At 72.3% G+C, this 18,780-nt stretch carries 16 protein-coding genes; 11 read left to right on the top strand and 5 right to left on the bottom strand.

Annotated elements, in window-relative coordinates:
• The first annotated feature begins 48 nt into the window (after nt 1-48).
• From pyrE to AC0KTA_RS17505, 9 genes are all read left to right on the top strand, one after another.
• A complete protein-coding gene (pyrE, locus tag AC0KTA_RS17545; RefSeq protein ID WP_189731436.1) occupies nt 49-600 on the top strand; it encodes an orotate phosphoribosyltransferase in 552 nt (183 codons plus the stop codon).
• Between the two features lie 139 nt (nt 601-739).
• Nucleotides 740-1,762: a class II fructose-bisphosphate aldolase gene (fbaA, locus tag AC0KTA_RS17540; protein WP_481056052.1), complete on the top strand. Its 1,023-nt coding sequence runs from the start codon at nt 740-742 to the stop codon at nt 1,760-1,762.
• Between the two features lie 212 nt (nt 1,763-1,974).
• Nucleotides 1,975-2,388 (top strand): DUF3151 domain-containing protein, encoded by a 414-nt coding sequence (locus AC0KTA_RS17535; protein ID WP_481056051.1) that lies wholly within the window; start codon nt 1,975-1,977, stop codon nt 2,386-2,388.
• A gap of 161 nt (nt 2,389-2,549) precedes the next feature.
• On the top strand, nt 2,550-3,425 hold the full coding sequence (locus AC0KTA_RS17530) for a tryptophan 2,3-dioxygenase family protein (protein WP_481056050.1): 876 nt from the start codon (nt 2,550-2,552) through the stop codon (nt 3,423-3,425).
• Nucleotides 3,418-4,698, top strand: coding sequence for a kynureninase (kynU, locus tag AC0KTA_RS17525; protein ID WP_481056049.1), 1,281 nt, complete (start codon nt 3,418-3,420; stop codon nt 4,696-4,698). The genes AC0KTA_RS17530 and kynU overlap by 8 nt, the downstream gene beginning before the upstream one ends.
• A 158-nt stretch (nt 4,699-4,856) precedes the next feature.
• The gene (locus AC0KTA_RS17520) at nt 4,857-5,807 is read left to right on the top strand and encodes an alpha/beta hydrolase (RefSeq protein WP_481056048.1); all 951 of its coding nucleotides are present in this window, start codon (nt 4,857-4,859) and stop codon (nt 5,805-5,807) included.
• Between the two features lie 332 nt (nt 5,808-6,139).
• A complete protein-coding gene (locus AC0KTA_RS17515) occupies nt 6,140-7,597 on the top strand; it encodes a sensor histidine kinase (RefSeq protein WP_481056047.1) in 1,458 nt (485 codons plus the stop codon).
• Nucleotides 7,594-8,274 carry a response regulator gene (locus AC0KTA_RS17510; protein ID WP_481056046.1) on the top strand — a complete coding sequence of 227 codons (681 nt, stop codon included), beginning with the start codon at nt 7,594-7,596 and terminating at the stop codon, nt 8,272-8,274. Before AC0KTA_RS17515 ends, AC0KTA_RS17510 begins: the two co-directional genes overlap by 4 nt.
• Before the next feature lie 43 nt (nt 8,275-8,317).
• Entirely contained in the window at nt 8,318-9,526 is a 1,209-nt protein-coding gene (locus AC0KTA_RS17505) for a cytochrome P450 (RefSeq protein ID WP_481056045.1), read from the top strand.
• A 12-nt stretch (nt 9,527-9,538) separates the two neighbouring features.
• On the opposite strand, the gene AC0KTA_RS17500 is transcribed toward AC0KTA_RS17505, so the two are convergent.
• Together AC0KTA_RS17500 and AC0KTA_RS17495 are read right to left on the bottom strand one after the other, a co-directional pair.
• Nucleotides 9,539-11,155 carry an ABC transporter permease gene (locus AC0KTA_RS17500; protein ID WP_481056044.1) on the bottom strand — a complete coding sequence of 539 codons (1,617 nt, stop codon included), beginning with the start codon at nt 11,153-11,155 and terminating at the stop codon, nt 9,539-9,541.
• A complete protein-coding gene (locus AC0KTA_RS17495; protein ID WP_481056043.1) occupies nt 11,152-12,072 on the bottom strand; it encodes an ABC transporter ATP-binding protein in 921 nt (306 codons plus the stop codon). The genes AC0KTA_RS17500 and AC0KTA_RS17495 overlap by 4 nt, the downstream gene beginning before the upstream one ends.
• 93 nt (nt 12,073-12,165) lie before the next feature.
• On the opposite strand from AC0KTA_RS17495, the gene AC0KTA_RS17490 reads away from it, so the two are divergent.
• Nucleotides 12,166-12,681 carry a GbsR/MarR family transcriptional regulator gene (locus AC0KTA_RS17490; RefSeq protein ID WP_481056042.1) on the top strand — a complete coding sequence of 172 codons (516 nt, stop codon included), beginning with the start codon at nt 12,166-12,168 and terminating at the stop codon, nt 12,679-12,681.
• Nucleotides 12,682-12,845: 164 nt separating this feature from the next.
• On the opposite strand, the gene AC0KTA_RS17485 is transcribed toward AC0KTA_RS17490, so the two are convergent.
• Complete coding sequence (locus AC0KTA_RS17485) at nt 12,846-13,688, bottom strand: diacylglycerol kinase (protein ID WP_481056041.1); 843 nt, start codon at nt 13,686-13,688, stop codon at nt 12,846-12,848.
• 174 nt (nt 13,689-13,862) lie between these two features.
• Between AC0KTA_RS17485 and AC0KTA_RS17480 the strand changes: the two genes are divergently transcribed.
• Nucleotides 13,863-15,146 carry an adenylosuccinate synthase gene (locus AC0KTA_RS17480; RefSeq protein ID WP_481056040.1) on the top strand — a complete coding sequence of 428 codons (1,284 nt, stop codon included), beginning with the start codon at nt 13,863-13,865 and terminating at the stop codon, nt 15,144-15,146.
• 23 nt (nt 15,147-15,169) lie between these two features.
• On the opposite strand, the gene AC0KTA_RS17475 is transcribed toward AC0KTA_RS17480, so the two are convergent.
• A complete protein-coding gene (locus AC0KTA_RS17475) occupies nt 15,170-16,711 on the bottom strand; it encodes a substrate-binding domain-containing protein (protein WP_481056039.1) in 1,542 nt (513 codons plus the stop codon).
• A gap of 125 nt (nt 16,712-16,836) precedes the next feature.
• Complete coding sequence (locus AC0KTA_RS17470) at nt 16,837-18,699, bottom strand: serine/threonine-protein kinase (RefSeq protein WP_481056458.1); 1,863 nt, start codon at nt 18,697-18,699, stop codon at nt 16,837-16,839.
• Nucleotides 18,700-18,780 lie beyond the last annotated feature (81 nt).

Genomic DNA, 18,780 nt, shown 5'->3' with positions numbered 1-18,780 from the left:
CGCCCCACGGCGAGCCTCGCGCTCCGCGGCGCCCTTAAGCTCGTAACCATGACGAACGACGTACGCGGCGACCTGCTGCAGCAGATCAAGGACAAGGCCGTCGTGCACGGCAAGGTGACGCTCTCCTCGGGCATCGAGGCCGACTACTACGTCGACCTGCGCCGCATCACCCTCGACGGCGAGGCCGCCCCGCTGGTCGGCCAGGTGCTGCTCGACCTGACGGCGGACCTGGAGTTCGACGCCGTGGGCGGCCTCACCATGGGCGCCGACCCCGTCGCCGCCGCGATGCTGCACGCCGCCGCGGCCCGCGGCAAGCGGATCGACGCGTTCGTGGTGCGCAAGGCCGCCAAGGCGCACGGCCTGCAGCGCCGCGTCGAGGGCCCGGACATCAAGGGCCGCCGCGTGCTCGTCGTCGAGGACACCTCCACCACCGGCGGTTCCCCGCTGACCGCCGTGGAGGCGGTGCGCGAGGCCGGCGCCGAGGTCGTGGGCGTGGCGACCATCGTCGACCGGGCCACCGGCGCCGCCGAGAAGATCACCGAGGGTGCCGGGGTCCCGTACCTCTTCGCGTACTCGAAGGACGAGCTTGGGCTGGACTAGCCAGTGGCCCAGGACGTGGCCCAGTACGTGACTGAGCACGGGGACTGAGTACGTCCCGTAAGTCTGGAAAGATGGGGGGGACGACATCGCCGTCGCCGCCCCCAGAGCACTCACCCCGCACATCACAAGGAGCGGACACATGCCCATCGCAACCCCCGACGTCTACAACGAGATGCTGGACCGGGCGAAGGCAGGCAAGTTCGCCTACCCGGCCATCAACGTGACGTCCTCGCAGACCCTGCACGCGGCGCTGCGCGGCTTCGCGGAGGCGGAGAGCGACGGCATCATCCAGATCTCCACGGGCGGCGCGGAGTTCCTGGGCGGCCAGTACAGCAAGGACATGGTGACGGGCGCGGTGGCCCTCGCCGAGTTCGCACACATCGTCGCGGCGAAGTACGACATCACGGTCGCGCTGCACACCGACCACTGCCCCAAGGACAAGCTCGACGGCTACGTCCGCCCGCTGCTCGACGTCTCCGCCGAGCGCGTCGCCAAGGGCCTGAACCCCCTCTTCCAGTCCCACATGTGGGACGGCTCCGCCGAGACCCTCGCCGACAACCTGGCCATCGGCCAGGAGCTGCTCGCCAAGGCCGCCGCCGCGAAGATCATCCTCGAGGTCGAGATCACCCCGACCGGCGGCGAGGAGGACGGCGTCAGCCACGAGATCAACGACGAGCTCTACACGACCGTCGACGACGCGATCCGCACCGCCGAGGCCCTCGGCCTGGGCGAGAAGGGGCGCTACCTGCTCGCCGCCTCCTTCGGCAACGTCCACGGCGTCTACAAGCCGGGCAACGTCGTGCTCCGCCCCGAGCTGCTCAAGGACCTCCAGGAGGGCGTCGGCGCGAAGTACGGCAAGCAGTCGCCGTTCGACTTCGTCTTCCACGGCGGCTCCGGCTCGACCGCCGAGGAGATCGCCACCGCGCTGGAGAACGGCGTCGTGAAGATGAACCTCGACACCGACACCCAGTACGCCTTCACGCGGCCCGTCGCGGACCACATGTTCAAGAACTACGACGGCGTCCTGAAGGTCGACGGCGAGGTCGGCTCGAAGAAGACGTACGACCCGCGCACCTGGGGCAAGCTCGCCGAGGCCGGCATGGCCAAGCGCGTCACCGAGGCCTGCGCGAACCTGCGCTCCACGGGCACGAAGCTCAAGTAGTCCACCGTTCGTCGGGCCCGGTACTCCGCGCGGGTGCCGGGCCCGCGGCATGCCCGGAGCGGTACGACACCGAGGTCGACCCCGCCTCGCTCGTGTACGCCTCGTCCGTGCTCAACCAGATATCGCAGCTCCGGGGGCGGAGCCCCCGGTTTCGGGAAGGGGTGGGACCAGGGCGCCCCCGCGAGGGTCCCACATGCAGCAAACTTGTCCCCATGGCCATTCACGAGAATCTGCTCGGGGGACCGCCCCCGACCCATCTGCCCGACGACCCCGAGCCCCGCGAGCTCCTGGCGGGCGGCACGGCGGCCGCCGACGTCGCCGCGAAGTATCCGACGTCCTCCCTCGCCTGGGCGCGCCTCGCCGACGAGGCCTACGAGGCGGGCCGCGTCGTCGAGTCGTACGCGTACGCCCGTACGGGATACCACCGCGGCCTGGACTCCCTGCGCCGCAGCGGCTGGAAGGGCCACGGCCCGGTGCCGTGGGAGCACGAGCCGAACCGCGGCTTCCTGCGCGCGCTGCACGCCCTCGCCCGCGCGGCCGGCGCCATCGGCGAGCAGGAGGAGTACGAGCGGTGCTCGACGTTCCTGCGCGAGTCCTCGGCGACGGCGGCGGACACGCTGGGCTGAACCCCGGCGGCGTACCCACGACCTGCCTGGACACCCGGTGTGACCAGGCAGGTCTTGCCGTTTCCGGGGATGTTGCGGAGGATGCGGGTGGGGACCGGGGCCCCCGTGCCGGTACCGGCAGGGGCGGACCGCTACCCGGAGTACGCATCTAGGAGACAGCGATGTCCCACGAGGCGCACGCGGCGCACGAGACCCGGACACCGTCCGTGACCACGGACGACGAGAGCCCGGACAGCCCGAACCTCGACTTCGCAGGCACCACCCCTTACGAGGACTACGTCCAGGCGGACGTCCTCACCCACCTCCAGCACCTGCGCTCCGACGACCCCGGCGAGATGGTCTTCCTCGTCACCACCCAGGTCATGGAGCTGTGGTTCACCGTCATCGTGCACGAGTGGGAGACCGCCTCGCGCGCGCTGCGCGAGGACGACGTGCCGGTCGCCGTCGCCGCCCTGAAGCGGTCGGTGCGCGAGCTGGAGGCCCTGAACCACTCGTGGAAGCCGCTCGGGCAGCTCACCCCCGCCCAGTTCAACTCCTACCGGGATGCGCTCGGCGAGGGCTCCGGCTTCCAGTCGGCGATGTACCGGCGCATGGAGTTCCTGCTCGGTGAGAAGTCCGCGTCCATGCTGGTGCCGCACCGCGGCGCCCCGCGCGTGCACGCGGAGCTGGAGAAGGCGCTGCAGGAGCCGAGCCTGTACGACGAGGTGCTGCGGCTCCTCGCCCGGCGCGGGCACCCGATCCCGGCCGCCGTCCTGGAGCGCGACATCTCCCGCAGGTACGAGCCGTCGCCCGAGGTCGAAGCCGTCTGGACGGCGCTGTACGCCGGTGACGAGGGCGACGAACTCGCCCGGCTCGGCGAGGCGTTGACCGACGTCGGCGAACTGGTCTGGCGATGGCGCAACGACCACCTGGTCGCCACCCGCCGCGCCATGGGCTCCAAGACCGGCACGGGCGGCTCGGCCGGAGTGGCCTGGCTGGAGAAACGCGCGACGAAGAACGTGTTCCCGGAGCTGTGGACGGCGCGCAGCCATGTCTGAGACAGGGGAGAAGGCAGTGCAGGCAAGGGCGGCGGCACTGGACGCGGAGGACGAACTCGCCCCGAAGCGGCGGGAGTTCGTTCTGGACGACGGCACTGTCTACCTGGACGGGAACTCGCTGGGCGCCCTGCCCGCGAACGTCGAGGCCCGCGTCGTCGACGTCATCACCCGCGAGTGGGGGCAGCTCCGCATCCGCTCCTGGGAGGAGAGCGGCTGGTGGACCGCGCCGGAGCGGATCGGCGACCGCGTCGCCCCGTTGCTCGGCGCCGCCCCCGGCCAGGTCGTCGTCGCCGACTCCACCAGCGTGAACATCTTCAAGGCGCTGGTGGCCGCCGTCCGCATCGTCCGCGAGGGCCGCGAGGGCCCGGGAGCGGAGCGCGACGAGATCGTCGTCGACGCCACCACCTTCCCCACCGACGGATACATCGCCGCGTCCGCCGCCCGCCTCACCGGCTGCCGGCTGATCCCGGCCGCCCCGGCGGACGTACCGGACGTCATCGGCCCGCGCACCGCCGCCGTACTGCTCAACCACGCCGACTACCGCTCCGGCAGGCTGCACGACCTGCCAGGCCTGACCGCGGCCGTGCACGCGGTGGGCGCCCTCGTCGTCTGGGACCTCTGCCACACGGCGGGCGCCCTGCCCATCGGCCTCGACGAGCACGGCGTGGACCTGGCGGTCGGCTGCACCTACAAGTACCTGAACGGGGGCCCGGGTTCGCCCGCGTACCTGTACGTGCGCAAGGAGCACCAGCCGCGCTTCGACTCGCCGCTGCCCGGCTGGAACTCGCACGCCGAGCCCTTCGGGATGCGGTCCGAGTACGAGCCGGCCGGGGACGCGGTGCGCGGCCGCGTCGGCACCCCCGACATCCTGTCGCTGCTCGCGTTCGACGCGGCGCTCGACGTGTGGGAAGGGGTGTCGACGGCGGCGGTGCGCGCCAAGTCCCTGGCCCTGACGGACTTCTTCCTGGAGTGCGTCGCCGCGTACGTCCCCGAGGGGAGGGTCGAGTCGATCACGCCCGTCGCGCACGCCGAGCGGGGCAGCCAGATCGCGCTGCGCTGCCTCGACGCCGCCGACGTGATGAAGCGGCTGATCGAGCGGGGCGTGGTCGGCGACTTCCGCGCGCCGGACGTGCTGCGCTTCGGGTTCACGCCGCTGTACGTGTCGTTCGCGGACGTGGAGCGCGCCGCGCGGGTGCTCGCGGACACGCTCGCGGAGACGGCGCCCGCGGGGCCCGAGGGGTCTGCCGGGCCTGCGGCGCCTGAGGGGGCCTGACGGCACGGATGCCGGACGGGCCCTGACGGCACGGATGCCGGACAGGCCCTGATAGCGTCCGGCAAATCTGGATCACGATTCGAACGCCCTCCGGTCGCCGGTCAGTTGCCACCGGCGCCCGGAGGGCGGACACCGGGCGAATTTGAGAGGGTTGCCGCATGCCGGACGACGCCGCCGTGGCCCGCGATGCCGCCGAGGAAGCAGCCGCCTTCGCGCATCCCGCGGTGCGGCCCGACAGCACCGCCGCGTACGGCGCGCACGCGGATCAGATCGTGGACTTCTACGCCCCGCGCGGCGCCGACGACCGCCCCGCGCCGCTCGTCGTGGTGCTGCACGGCGGGGCGTGGCGGGCGCCGTACGACCGGTGGCACGTGACGCCGTTCGCGGACTTCCTGGCCCGGCGCGGCTTCGCCGTCGCCAACGTCGAGTACCGCAAGGGGAGTTCGCCCGGCGGGTCCATTCCGGCGCAGGGCGGCCCGGCCGCCGCGGAGGGTGACGGCGGTGGCCGTCCGGTCGCCGGGCGCTGGCCCGAGACCCTCGACGACGTGGCCGCCGCGCTCGACGCGCTGCCCGGCCTGGCCCGCGAGGCCCTGCCGATGGCCGACCCGAACCGGGTCCTGGTGACCGGGCACTCGGCCGGCGCCCATCTCGCGCTGTGGGCGGCGGCACGGCACGTACTGCCGGAGGGCTCCCGGTGGCACCGGGCGCGGCCCGCGCCGCTGCGGGGCGTGGTCGCGCTCGCGCCGATCGCCGACCTGCGGGTGGCGGACGAGCTCGACGTGTGCTCGGGGGCGGTGCGCCAGTTCCTGGGTGTGCGCGGCCCTGCGGGCGCGGCGGACGAGGACGCCGAGGCGCTGTTCGAGGAGCGTCTCGCGCACGCCGACCCGGCCGCCCTGCTGCCGACCGGCATCGCCACGACCGTCGTGCAGGGCCGCACGGACATCGTGGTGCCGCAGGCCGTCGCCGAGGCGTACGCCGACGCGGCCGCGAAGGCCGGCGAGGTCGTCGGGGTCACGCTGCTCGAGGACGTCGGGCACTTCCCGCTGATCGATCCGGCGGCGGACGCGTGCGCGGTGGTGGCGGAAGAGATCGCCCAGCTCGCGTTCTGAGCCCGCCTCCCCCGCCACGGGGGCTCCGCCCCCGGACCCCCGCTCCTCAAACGCCGGAGGGGCTATATCCCCCACCCGCCCGCCCTTACTACCCGCCGGAACAACCGGTGAGGTTTCAGCCCGCGCGGCGGAGTTTCAGCCCGTCCGGCGTTTGAGGACGAGCCGCGAAGCGGCGACAGCGGGGGTCCAGGGGGCGGCAGCCCTCTGGTTACGGGAAGGGGCGGGGTTGGGGAAGCCCTCCGGCAGGGCCCACGTAGTACCTGCGACGGACCCCGAACAACCCGTCCCGGAGGGGACGCGACCCGTGGCCCCCGGCCCGTACCGTCTATCGCGTGACCGAGAAAACGCGCAGCCCGGAGTTCCACCTCGCGCAGAACGCCCTCCAGGGCCTGCGCACGGACCTCTTCCACGACGCCTTCGCCTACCGCCCCCTGCCTCCGCTGCGGCCGGACACCCCGCTGATGCAGCGGCTGCCGGAGCGCATACGCAGGTACGCGGTGTGGTTCCCGCACGCCGTGGTGCTCGCGATGGCCCTGTTCACCTTCGCCGTCGCGTCCACGGACAGTGCCGTCGGATACGGCACCAGCGACTTCACCAAGATCATGTTGGGGTTCGGTCCGGCGGCCGTGGTGGCGCTGACGCTGGTGCGCCCAGTGCTCGCCTGGTGGCTGTCCCTGGGCCTCGCCCTCGTCACGTCGGCCCTGGGCGACGGCACCGACTACCCGTGGACGGCGGGCTCCATCGCGGGCCACACCGCGGTCATGGTGGTGGTGGCGGCGCGCACCCGGCCGCGCACGGCGGCCTGGCTGTGGGTGCTCACGGCCCTGTATTCGGTCGTCGCGGAGGGGGCGGGCTCGCGCTACAGCACCAACACCGGGCCCATGCTGGCGTTCAGCGGCATCTGCGTAGCCCTGGTCACCCTCGTCAGCGTCAACCGCAACACCCGCCGCCAGGTCGTCGCCGAACGCACGGTCACCGCCGTCGAGCGGGACAAGCGCACGCTGCTCGAAGAGCGCACGAACATCGCCCGCGAGCTGCACGACGTCGTCGCGCACCACATGTCCGTGGTCGCCATCCAGGCCGAGGCCGCCCCGTACCGCGTGGAGAACCCGCCGCCCGAGCTGGAGCAGGCCTTCGCCACGATCCGCGAGAACGCCGTGATCGCCCTGACCGAGCTGCGCCGCGTGCTCGGTGTCGTACGCGCCGAGGACTACGAGGCCCCCGACGCCCCGCAGCCGACCCTCGCCGACATCGACCGGCTGCTCGACAACGTGCGCGACACCGGCCTGAGCGTGGAGAAGGCCGTCACCGGCGCGGTGCGGGAGCTGCCGCAGGGCGTGGAGCTGTCGGCGTACCGCATCGTGCAGGAGGCCCTCAGCAACAGCCTGCGGCACGCGCCGGGCGCGACGGCTCGGGTGGAGATCGGCTATGTGCTCGGCGGTCTCGGGCTGCGGATCGTGAACGGTCCCGCGACCGGCGCCGTGCAGCCCCCGCCGGGGGCCGGGCACGGCATCACGGGGATGCGGGAGCGGGTGTCGATGCTCGACGGCGAGATGACGGCGGAGGCGACGGCGGACGGCGGTTACGAGGTGACGGTGTTCCTGCCGGTACCGCTGGAATCCCCGGCGCCCGCGAATCCCTCGAACGCACCCGACACTCCCAAGATCCCCGACACTCCCAAGACCCCCGGCACCCCCAAGACTCCCGACACCACCACGACCCTCTCCCTCGACAAACGCGGCACCGGCACCGACGCCACCGCCCACCCCGCCGGAGGCGACCCCGCATGACCCGGACCATTCGTGTCCTGATCGCCGACGACCAGATGATGGTCCGCGAGGGCTTCTCCGTGCTGCTGAACGCGATGCCGGACATCGAGGTCGTCGGCGAGGCGGTGAACGGCCGCGAGGCCGTCGAGCGGGTGCGCGAGCTCGCCCCGGACATCGTCCTGATGGACATCCGCATGCCCGAGCTGAACGGCATCGAGGCGACCCGCGAGATCGTCGCGGACGCGCTGGTGGAGACCAAGGTGCTCGTCCTGACGACGTTCGACCTGGACGAGTACGTGTACCAGGCGCTGCGCGCGGGCGCGTCGGGCTTCCTGCTCAAGGACGCGTCGGCCCGCCAACTCGCTGACGGCGTACGGGTGGTGGCGGCCGGTGAGGCCCTGCTCGCGCCGAGCGTGACGCGCCGTCTGATCACGGAGTTCTCGAAGCTGTCGGACAACCCGCGGCTCATGACGTCCGCGCAGGCGCGGGCCCAGTACGGGGAGCTCACCGAGCGCGAGACGGAAGTCCTGGTGCTCATCGCGCAGGGGCTCTCCAACGCGGAGATCGCCACGCGGCTCGTCGTCGCCGAGTCCACGATCAAGACGCACGTCAGCCGGGTCCTGGTGAAGCTCGGCCTGCGCGACCGCACCCAGGCCGCCGTGTTCGCGTACGAGGCCCGCCTGGTCACACCCGGCTGAACGGGTCTGGTCAGGCCGGGGCGGGCGGGGCTAGCGTCCCTTCATGGACGCCCCCTTCGACCCCTGGTCGCCCGCGTTCGTGGCGGACCCCTACCCCGCGTACGCCGCGCTGCGTGCCGCCGGCCGCGCGCACTACTACGAGCCGAGCGACCAGTACCTGATCCCGCACCACGCGGACGTCGCCGCCCTGCTGCGGGACCGGCGGCTCGGCCGCACCTATCTGCACCGGTACAGCCACGAGGAGTTCGGCCGCCAGGCACCGCCGCCCGAGCACGAGCCGTTCCACGTCCTGAACGACAACGGCATGCTCGACCTGGAGGCCCCGGCGCACACCCGCATCCGCCGCCTGGTGGCGAAGGCGTTCACGCCGCGCACGGTCGAGCGGCTCCGCCCGTACGTCGAGGGCCTCGCGGACGAGCTGGTGCGGGGACTCGTGGCGGACGGCGGCGGGGACCTGGTGGCGCGGGTGGCCGAGCCGCTGCCGGTCGCCGTGATCGCCGAGATGCTGGGCATCCCGGAGGCGGACCGGGGGCCGCTGCGGCCCTGGTCGGCGGACATCTGCGGGATGTACGAGCTGAACCCGGGGGAGGAGACGGCGGCCCGGGCGGTGCGCGCCTCGGTCGAGTTCTCCGCGTACCTGCGGGAGTTGATCGCCGCGCGGCGCAAGGAGCCCGGTGACGATCTGATCAGCGCGCTCATCGCGGCGTACGAGGAGGGTGACAGGCTCAGCGAGCAGGAGATGATCTCGACCTGCGTGCTGCTCCTGAACGCGGGCCACGAGGCCACCGTCAACTCCACCGCCAATGGGTGGAACGCTCTCTTCAGTCACCCGGAACAGCTCGCCGCCCTGCGCGCGGATCCGGAGCAGCTGCTGCCCACGGCCGTGGAGGAGTTGCTGCGCTTCGACACGCCGCTCCAGCTCTTCGAGCGCTGGGTGCTCGACGACATCGAGGTCGGCGGTACGCGGATTCCGCGCGGCAGCGAGGTCGCGCTGCTCTTCGGCTCCGCCAACCGCGACCCGGCCGCGTTCGCCGCCCCCGACACCCTGGACCTGGCCCGCGCCGACAACCCGCACATCTCCTTCAGCGCGGGCATCCACTACTGCATCGGGGCGCCGCTGGCCCGGATCGAACTCGCCGCCTCGCTGGGGGCGTTGCTGCGCCGGGCCCCGCAGCTGCGGCTCGTGGCGGAGCCGTCGCGCAAGCCGAACTTCGTGATCCGGGGCCTGGGGGAGCTCCTGGTCTCCTGCTGAGCCGGTCGCCGTTCAGCCGGTCGCCATGTCCCGCCTGCGCAGCCCCGCGAGCCCGGCCGCCGTGAACACCACTGCGAGCCCCGTGAGCAGCAGCACCGGGCTCCACGCCATGTCCGATCCCGGCAGCTTCGGCAGATGCGAGAACGGCGACAGGTTCATCACGGGCTGCGGCACGTCCAGGGCGGGGCCGATCCAGCCGATGAGCAGGGCCAGGCCCGCGAAGCCCCAGGAGGCGACGGCCAGTTGGGGCGAGACGCCGTGGAGCAGCACGGCCACCGAGCCGATCAGCCAGATCGCGGGGAGCTGGACCAGGCAGGCACCGACGACGGGGCCGACGTCCTGCCCGTACCCGAGGGCGAGACCGCAGGCCGCGAGCAGCATGATCAGCGCGGCGCCCGCGAAGGCGACGACGAGGTGGCCCGCCGCCCAGCGCAGCCTGCCCACCGGGCCCGCGAGGACCGGCTCGGCGCGCTGCGAGGTCTCCTCGCCGTGCAGCCGGAGCACCGAGGCGACGATGTAGAGCGCGCCGACCATGCCGATGAGGCCGACGATCGCGGCGAGGAAGGCGTCGGTGAGACCGGTCTGGCCGCCCATGCGCTCGAAGATCTCGCGGGTGTTCTCGTTGTCGCCGACCAGGTCGGTGGCGCCCTCCGTCATGCCGCCGAAGACGACACCGGCGGCCAGGAAGCCGAGGCTCCAGCCGACGACGGCACCGCGCTGCAGCCGCAGGGCGAGGGCGCCCGCCGTGCCGAGGCGGCCGTGCGCGGGGCCGGGGCGGGACGGCAGGAAGCTCATGCCGACGTCGCGGCGCCCGGCGAGTTCGTACGCGGCCACGCACTGCACGGCGATGGCGCCCGCGAACAGCAGCAGCACCCACCAGCGCTCCGTGCCGAACGCCCGCATGTTCTCCAGCCAGCCGACCGGCGAGAACCAGGTGAGCAGCGAGGAGCCGTCGGCCGTCGCCGAGTCGCCGGCCGCGCGCAGCACGAACGCCGCGCCGAGCAGCGCCGAGGTGAGGCCCTTGGCGAGCCGGGCGCTCTCCGTGAACTGGGCGACGATCGCCGCCATCGTGGCGAACACCATGCCCACGCAGGCGATGCCGGCGCCGAGCGCGAGCGCGCCCGCGCCGCCCTGGCCGGCCAGGCCCCCGGCCACGAGCAGGCCGAGGAGCGTATTGGCGACGAGCGCGGTGAGCAGCGCGGACGTCAGCGGGGCGCGGCGGCCGACCATGGCCGAGGAGATCATCTCCTGGCGGCCCGATTCCTCCTCCTCGCGCGTGTGCCGTACGACGATCACGAGGCTCATCACGGCGGCGAGCACCCCGGCGAAGGTGCCGGCACGCCAGGCCGTGAGGCCGCCGATGGACTGGTCGAACACCGGGCCGTAGAGGGCGCGCAGGGAGGCGTTGGTGGCCAGCGAGTCCATCAGGTCGGCGCGCTGGGCCGCCGTGCCGTACACCTCCTTGAGGGTGTTCGGCATGCTCAGGACCATCAGCGCGATGACGGCGAGCCACACCGGGATGATGACGCGGTCCCGGCGCAGGGCAAGCCGCAGCAGGGGACGGGTGCCCACGAGGTGGCCCCGGCCGCCGGTGCGCTGCTCGGGCAGGGTGCCGGTGATGGCGGTCATCGCGACATCGCCTCTTCGGTACGCACGGGCTCCGTCTCTTCCTGGTAGTGCCGCAGGAACAGCTCCTCCAGGGTGGGCGGGGTGCTCGTCAGGGACCGTACGCCGGACTCGGTGAGCGCGCGCAGGACGGCGTCCAGCTTGTCGGTGTCGACCTGGAGCGCCACCCGGTGGCCGTCGATCTCCAGGTCGTGCACGCCGGGCAGCCGGGACAGGCCGTTCGGCTCGCCCGCGAGTTCGGCGTGGACGCTGGTGCGGGTGAGGTGGCGCAGGTCGGCCAGCGAGCCGGACTCGACGGTGTGGCCCTTGCGGATGATGCTGACGCGGTCGCAGAGGCTCTCCACCTCGCTGAGGATGTGCGAGGACAGCAGGACGGTGCGGCCCTCGCGGCGCGCGTCCTCCACGCAGCGCTCGAAGACCTCCTCCATCAGCGGGTCCAGGCCCGACGTCGGCTCGTCCAGGATCAGCAGCTCGACGTCCGAGGCGAACGCGGCGACCAGAGCCACCTTCTGGCGGTTGCCCTTGGAGTAGGCACGGCCCTTCTTCGTCGGGTCCAGCTCGAACCGCTCGACGAGGTCGGCGCGCCGCCGCTTGTCGAGGCCGCCCCGCAACCTGCCGTACAGATCGATGACTTCGCCGCCGGACAGATTCCGCCACAGGGTGACGTCTCCCGGCACGTACGCGAGGCGCCGGTGCAGCTCGACCGCGTCGTGCCACGGATCCTTGCCGAGGAGCTGGGCGGCGCCGGAGTCGGCGCGCAGCAGGCCGAGCAGGACGCGGATGGTCGTGGACTTGCCCGAGCCGTTGGGCCCGAGGAAGCCGTGCACCTCGCCGCGCTCGACGTCGAGGTCGAGGCCGTCCAGGGCGTGCGTCCGGCCGAACGACTTGTGCAGTCCGGAGACAGTGATTGCCTTCGTCATGTTTCTGAAAGTACGCTTCTTTCACAAATTTGTGAAGTTAAGGAAGTGTATAAACTTGGGCGCGCGGGGGCGAGCAGGGGAGATGATCTACGGATGAACACGGACGAGAAGGACGCGGCGCCGGACCGCAAGGAGGACCTGGTGGCCGCCTCCCGCTTCACCGAGCAGTTCGCCGCGCAGCTCGTGTCGGCCGGGATGCCCCGGATGCCCGCGCGGGTCTTCGCCGCGCTGCTCGCCTCCGACTCCGGGGCGCTCACGTCGGCCGAGCTCGGGGAGCGGCTCCATGTGAGCCCGGCGGCGGTGTCCGGGGCGGTGCGCTATCTGACCCAGCAGTACATGGTCGCGCGGGAGCGGGAGCCCGGGTCCCGGCGCGACATCTTCCGGGTGCACAGCAACCAGTGGTACGAGGCGCTGACGAACCGGGACTCCGTGCTCCAGCGCTGGGAGGCGGCCCTGCGGGACGGGATCGCGAGCCTCGGCGCCGACTCACCGGCCGGACGCCGCCTCCAGGAAACCCTCGCGTTCTTCGAGTTCGTCCAGAAGGAACTCACCGAAATGATGACCCGCTGGCGCACCCACAGAGAATCCCTCTTCGGCCCACAGAGCTGACTCCGTCCTCCGGCTCCGCTGTGAGCAGCGAACTGCTTCCGGCCTCCGGCTCCCGCTGTGGGCACACGTGCCGCTTCCGGCTCCCGCTCCTGCTGTGGGCAGGCGTTCCGCACGGCGGAACGGGTGGGCACAGCCCCAGGCCGACGGCGCCCTGACGGCAGCGGTCAGCCAGGCAGCGTAAGGCCCCAGGCCTGGGCCCGCACCTGCCACGTCCGGGTCCGCACAGGCCCGGTCACCACCGCGTCAGCGCGATAGCGAAAGTCCGGCCCGGACACGGTCACCGAGCGAGCCCGCGCCCGCACGGGCGCGACCTCCGCCCCGACGGAAGCCGGATGCACCTCCACCCGGGCGAACCCCCCGCCCCCCGGCCGCACGGACACCCCCTCGACCGGCTGGTCGAGGTCCACGAGGGTCACCCCGTCGGCCTCCACCCGCAGCCGCGAAGGACCACCCGGCACCACCCGCGCAGGCCGCACGGCCAGCGTCCGCACCAGCGACTGACACGTCCGCAGCCAGGCGTGCCGCTCCCCGCCGGCCCCGCCCGCCCCGCCGGCGTCGGCGTCCTGCGGCCCCACCGGCGGAATCCGCACATCCCCGAGCACCACCCCGTCCCGGTCGTCCACGAGCAGATCGAGCCGCCGGGGCGTCCCTTCGAGCACGGCCCGCGCCGCCGCGACCGCCCCGGCGGGCACGCCGAGCCCCCGCGCGAGCCGCACGGCGGACGCCGCGGCGGCGACCGGGACGACGGAAAGCACGGCGGACGCGAGCGCCCGCTCCCCGTGCAGGACGGTCACCGCCCGCAGCAGCGCCCGGTCGTCACCGACCACCACGGGACGCCGCGCCCCTCGCCTGACCAGCGCTTTCCTGAATTCTTCCGGGCTTTCAGGCAGGCACACCCGGACGCCCGCGCCCGCGCCAAGCACGTCCTTGGCGATGCGTACGGACTCCCCGTCCGTACGCCGGGCGACCGGGTCGATGACCACCAGAAGCTGGTCGCGAGCCGACACGTGCGCCCTTTCTTTAGTCCTCGGGTAGCATCTTTGTGCAAGAGCCCCTTGCGCTATTGCGCCAGGGGCTTCGTCTATTCCGGGGCAACCAAGGCACACCCACACCGGCGGCACAAGGCCTCCGGCTGCGGCCCCTGACCTTGGACATGCCCCGCCCGGAAGGGGTGTACGCCTGTGCCCGCACTCGTGCTGCTCGGTGCTCAGTGGGGTGACGAAGGCAAGGGAAAGGCCACCGACCTGCTCGGTGGCTCCGTGGACTATGTAGTGCGTTATCAGGGCGGCAACAACGCCGGCCACACGGTTGTCGTAGGCGACCAGAAGTACGCGCTGCATCTCCTCCCTTCCGGGATCCTCTCGCCGGACTGTGTCCCGGTCATCGGCAACGGCGTCGTCGTCGACCCGTCGGTCCTGCTCTCCGAGCTGAGCGGTCTGGACGAGCGCGGCGTCGACACGTCGAAGCTTCTGATCAGCGGAAACGCGCACATCATCACGCCGTACAACGTGACGGTCGACAAGGTGGGCGAGCGCTTCCTCGGCAAGCGGAAGATCGGCACGACCGGCCGCGGCATCGGCCCGACCTACGCCGACAAGATCAACCGCACCGGCATCCGCGTCCAGGACCTGTACGACGAGTCGATCCTGACGCAGAAGGTCGAAGCGGCCCTGGAGCAGAAGAACCAGCTCCTGACCAAGGTCTTCAACCGCCGCGCCATCGAGCCGCAGCAGATCGTCGAGACGCTCCTGGAGCACGGCGAGAACATCAAGCGGTACGTCGCCGACACCACGCTGATCCTCAACAACGCGCTCGACGAGGACAAGGTCGTCCTGTTCGAGGGCGGCCAGGGCACGCTCCTGGACGTGGACCACGGCACGTACCCCTTCGTCACGTCGTCGAACCCGACCGCCGGCGGCGCCTGCACCGGCACCGGCGTCGGCCCGACGAAGATCAGCCGCGTCATCGGCATCCTGAAGGCGTACACGACCCGCGTCGGCGCGGGCCCGTTCCCCACGGAGCTGTTCGACGCCGACGGCGAGGCGCTGCGCACCATCGGCGGCGAACGCGGTGTCACCACCGGACGGGACCGCCGCTGCGGCTGGTTCGACGCCCCGATCGCCCGCTACGCGACCCGCGTGAACGGCCTGACGGACTTCTTCCTCACCAAGCTCGACGTGCTCACCGGCTGGGAGCAGATCCCGGTCTGTGTCGCGTATGAGATCGACGGCAAGCGCGTCGAGGAACTCCCGTACAGCCAGACGGACTTCCACCACGCGAAGCCCGTCTACGAGATGCTGCCGGGCTGGTCCGAGGACATCACCAAGGCCAAGACCTTCGCCGACCTGCCGAAGAACGCGCAGGGCTATGTGAAGGCCCTGGAAGAGATGTCCGGCGCCCCGATCTCCGCGATCGGCGTGGGCCCGGGCCGGGACGAGACGATCGAGATCAACTCCTTCATCTAGTCCGACTGGTCCATCTGGACCTTCTACTCCGGGAGTTCGGCGCACGCGCGCAGCCCCTCCGGTGTCGCGCACGGCAGATGGCCATGGGTGCGGATCACATCCTGGCCACTGCCGCGCGCGTACGCGAGGAAGCTCGACGCGAGCGAATCGGCGGGCGGCTGGCCGTAGGTGTAGGCGTACTCGATCTCGCGGTACGGGTAGCCGGTGTCCGCGAGGTTGTCCGTGGACGGTTCCCGGCCGTCCAGGGACAGCCGGTGCAGGCCCTTGGGGCTGGCGGCGGCGCGCAGTTCGCTGTAGCCGAGGGCGCCGGGGGTGCGGCCGACGGCGTCCAGGACCTGTTCGGTGGAGTCGAGTTCGCAGCGGATGACGGGGGCCTCGGCGTCGTCCTTGCGCACGCAGTCGTTGGACGACGCCTTGATCTCGAAGTCGCCGTTCAGCAGACGGCGTTGCAGGGTGTCGCGGGTGCCCGAGCTGGAGCCGCGGCTGACCAGGACGACGTCCTGGTCGGGGCCGCCGAGCTGCTTCCAGTTGCGGATCTCGCCGCGGTACAGGCGGCGTACGTCCGCCAGGGAGAGGCTCTTCAGCGGGATCCCGTCGTTGAGGACCAGCGCGTACGCCGAGACCGCGACGCGGTGTTCGACCAGGCGCGGGTAGCCGTCCGACTTCGGGCCGTCGGACAGCGCGATCAGCGGCGGCGACCTCCGCGCGGCCTTCGCGGACCGGGCGCCCGCCGCGTCGAGTTCCCGCACCCCGGCCGTGCTGCCGTGCGCGGCGACGGTGATGCGGGCGCCGGGGCAGTCGTCCTCGTACTTCTCCTTCAGCTCCTCGGCGACCGGCCGGAACGCCGTCGAGCCGATGACGGTCAGCTCGCCCTCGGCGCACTCGATCGGCGTCCGGTCCTCGTCGCCGAGCAGGATCATGGTGGCCAGCGTGACGACGGACGCGGTGAGCAGGGCTGTCAGGACCTTCGCGGGCCCGCTGAACAGGGGCGGCTTGTCGTCGGGCGTCGTGGAGCGGTTCGGCTGGACCTCGCCCGCCTGGAGGCCGCCGGAGATGACGACCTCGCCGCCGACCGCGCCGCCGGTGAGCAGCACGAGCAGCTTGTAGTGCTGGCCCCGGTTCAGCGGCACGCGCGGTATGTACAGCGTCGAGCCGTCGTACCGCAGTCCCGCCGACGGCGTGAAGTGCTCCATCAGGTGGTCGGCGCCCGCCTGCGCGGTCACGGCGAGGCCGCGCACGGTGCGGCCGGTGAACACGGCGGTGAGTCCGTGCAGCGCGCGGCCGGTGTAGTCGGCGTCGGAGATCGACTGGGAGCCGTCGTTCTCCACGCGCAGCAGCACGAGCGTCGCGTCCGACATCTCCGGCGTCTCGTCGAACAGCCCGAGCCGCGCGTTCGCGCCGCCGGTGCGGACGTTGTCGCCGATCGCGGTGTCCATCTGCACGCGGTAGCCGATGCGTTTGCGGCGCGGCACGCGGCGCTCGTACCAGATCGCCCCGAGGGTGGCGAGCAGGCCGAGCGCGGCGGTCAGGACAGCGACGACGTTCTCGGGGCTCAACCAGTCCACGGCCGCACGCTACGTAGGCGCCCCCGGAGCGGGGAACGGTTGGGCGAGTGACTTCGCCCTCGCGCTCCCGGACGTTCGTCTGCCGTTCAACTGCTGTGTGTCAGGGGCCAGTTGGGCTTCCTCGGTCAGCCGCCCTTGGTGTACGTCAGCTCGCCGCTGCCGTCGTTGTTGGCGCGCCGCAGTTCGCCGCTCGGCAGGAGGGTGATCTCGCTGGCCTTGCCCGGCTCGCAGGTCTTGGGCGGGCCGACGGTGACGGTCGTCGGGCCGATGGAAAGACGGTCGTCGCTCGCGGACTCCAAGGTGCCCTGGAACACGCAGTGGTAGGTGCCGCCGCCCTCCAGCGGCCCGTCGGCCGTCATGGACAGGACGGTGTCCCCCTCCTCGCCCTGCTGAATGGTCAGCCGCCGCGTGCTGACCCCGGCGTCACCGCTGATCGTGCCGTTCCAGGTGCCGAGGAACTTCTCCGGCACGGTCTTCTCGTCGGACGAGGACGAGGACGTGGACGGCGAGGGGGTCGGCGCGGAGTCCGAGTCCGACGGGGTGCCGGGCGTCTTCGGCGCGCTGCTCTGCCGGTTCTTGCCGTCACCGCCGCCACGCGCCTTCGGGTCGCCGTCGTCCCCCTTCATCACCGCGTACACCGTGCCGCCCGCCCCCAGGGCCACGACCAGGGCCACCGCGACGAGCAGCGCGGTGGAACGCCCGCTGCGGCGCGGCGGGTCGACGGGCGGCGGCCCGTACGGGGGAGTGGATCCGTACGGAGGCGTCGCACCGTACGGCGGCTGCGGGTGCGGGTAGCCGTAGGCGGGCGCCTGCGGATACCCGTAGGCGGGCGCGTGCCCCGGCGTCGGCGCGGGCGCGGGCGGCACCCCGCCGACCATGGTGGGGAGGTGATTGACGGGGGCTTGGCCGGGGGTGCCGGGTGGGGGTGGGGTGTCGGGGGAACCCTCCGGTGCGGTGGGTTCGGATTCACTCCGAACGTCAGGAGCGTGCTCCGGGAGGGCCGGGACGGCCGCGACCTCCGGGGCGGGAGCGGCCTGGGGCTCCGGCGGGGCGGACTTGGCGTCGCCCTCGGGTTCCTCGATCTCCAGCAACTGCACAGCGTGCCGCCCAAGCTGGGCAACCAGGGGGCCCGGGAGCCACGGCTCCAAGGACTTCCCCTCGGAGAGGGTGTCCTCCGCCCCGGTCCGGCCGAGTATCTCGTCCAGCGAGGGCCGGTCCCCGGGAACCTTGGCGAGGCAGGCCTGAACCAGCTCCCGCAGCCCCTCGGGCAGCGCCTCCAGATCAGGCTCCTCCTGCGCGATGCGGAACATCAGCGCGTGCACCCCACTGTTGGCGGTCCCGAACGGCAGCGCCCCCGTCGCGGCGTACGCGAGCACGGACCCCAGACAGAAGACGTCGCACGCCTCCGTGACCCGGTCACCCCGCACCTGCTCGGGCGCCATGAATCCGGGCGACCCGACGAGCGCCCCGGTCCGGGTGAGCCCGCCGTCCGTGACGGTCTCCAGCGCGCGGGCGATCCCGAAGTCGATGACGCGCGGCCCGTCGATGGTGACGAGGACGTTCGACGGCTTCAGGTCGCGGTGGATGAGCCCGGCCGCGTGGATGTCCTTGAGGGCGTTGGCGAGCCCGGCGGCGAGGATGTTCACGGACCGCTCGGGCAGCGGCCCGTGGTCGTGCGAGACGACGGACTGCAGCGAGGGCCCGGCGACGTACCCCGTGGCGACCCACGGGATCGCCGCCTCCGTGTCGGCGTCGAGGACGGGCGCCGTCCACGCCCCGCCGACCCGCCGCGCGGCCTGCACCTCCTGCCGGAAGCGCCCGCGGAACTCCTCCTGCGCGGCCAGCTCCTCGCGCACCAGCTTGACCGCGACCGTGCGGCCGCGGTCGGAGCGCGCCAGATAGACCTGCCCCATGCCGCCCGCGCCGAGGCGCGCGAGCAGCCGGTAGGCACCGATCCTCTGCGGATCCCCGGGCCCGAGTTTCTCCATGGCCATCGGCGCCGTCCTCCCCCTGTGTTCCTGCGGTTCCGAGCCACCCCGGTACGGCGACTCTGCGTACACCGCCGTGCA

This window comes from Streptomyces sp. Y309 (assembly GCF_056712025.1).
This window is presented reverse-complemented; position numbering and strand designations above follow the sequence as displayed.

Excerpts from the sequence above, each read along its gene's own strand:
- pyrE (WP_189731436.1), top strand. The coding sequence starts at position 49 with ATGACGAACGACGTACGCGGCGACCTGCTGCAGCAGATCAAGGACAAG.
- fbaA (WP_481056052.1), top strand. The coding sequence starts at position 740 with ATGCCCATCGCAACCCCCGACGTCTACAACGAGATGCTGGACCGGGCG.
- AC0KTA_RS17535 (WP_481056051.1), top strand. The coding sequence starts at position 1,975 with ATGGCCATTCACGAGAATCTGCTCGGGGGACCGCCCCCGACCCATCTG.
- AC0KTA_RS17530 (WP_481056050.1), top strand. The coding sequence starts at position 2,550 with ATGTCCCACGAGGCGCACGCGGCGCACGAGACCCGGACACCGTCCGTG.
- kynU (WP_481056049.1), top strand. The coding sequence starts at position 3,418 with ATGTCTGAGACAGGGGAGAAGGCAGTGCAGGCAAGGGCGGCGGCACTG.
- AC0KTA_RS17520 (WP_481056048.1), top strand. The coding sequence starts at position 4,857 with ATGCCGGACGACGCCGCCGTGGCCCGCGATGCCGCCGAGGAAGCAGCC.
- AC0KTA_RS17510 (WP_481056046.1), top strand. The coding sequence starts at position 7,594 with ATGACCCGGACCATTCGTGTCCTGATCGCCGACGACCAGATGATGGTC.
- AC0KTA_RS17505 (WP_481056045.1), top strand. The coding sequence starts at position 8,318 with ATGGACGCCCCCTTCGACCCCTGGTCGCCCGCGTTCGTGGCGGACCCC.
- AC0KTA_RS17500 (WP_481056044.1), bottom strand. The coding sequence starts at position 11,155 with ATGACCGCCATCACCGGCACCCTGCCCGAGCAGCGCACCGGCGGCCGG.
- AC0KTA_RS17495 (WP_481056043.1), bottom strand. The coding sequence starts at position 12,072 with ATGACGAAGGCAATCACTGTCTCCGGACTGCACAAGTCGTTCGGCCGG.
- AC0KTA_RS17490 (WP_481056042.1), top strand. The coding sequence starts at position 12,166 with ATGAACACGGACGAGAAGGACGCGGCGCCGGACCGCAAGGAGGACCTG.
- AC0KTA_RS17470 (WP_481056458.1), bottom strand. The coding sequence starts at position 18,699 with ATGGAGAAACTCGGGCCCGGGGATCCGCAGAGGATCGGTGCCTACCGG.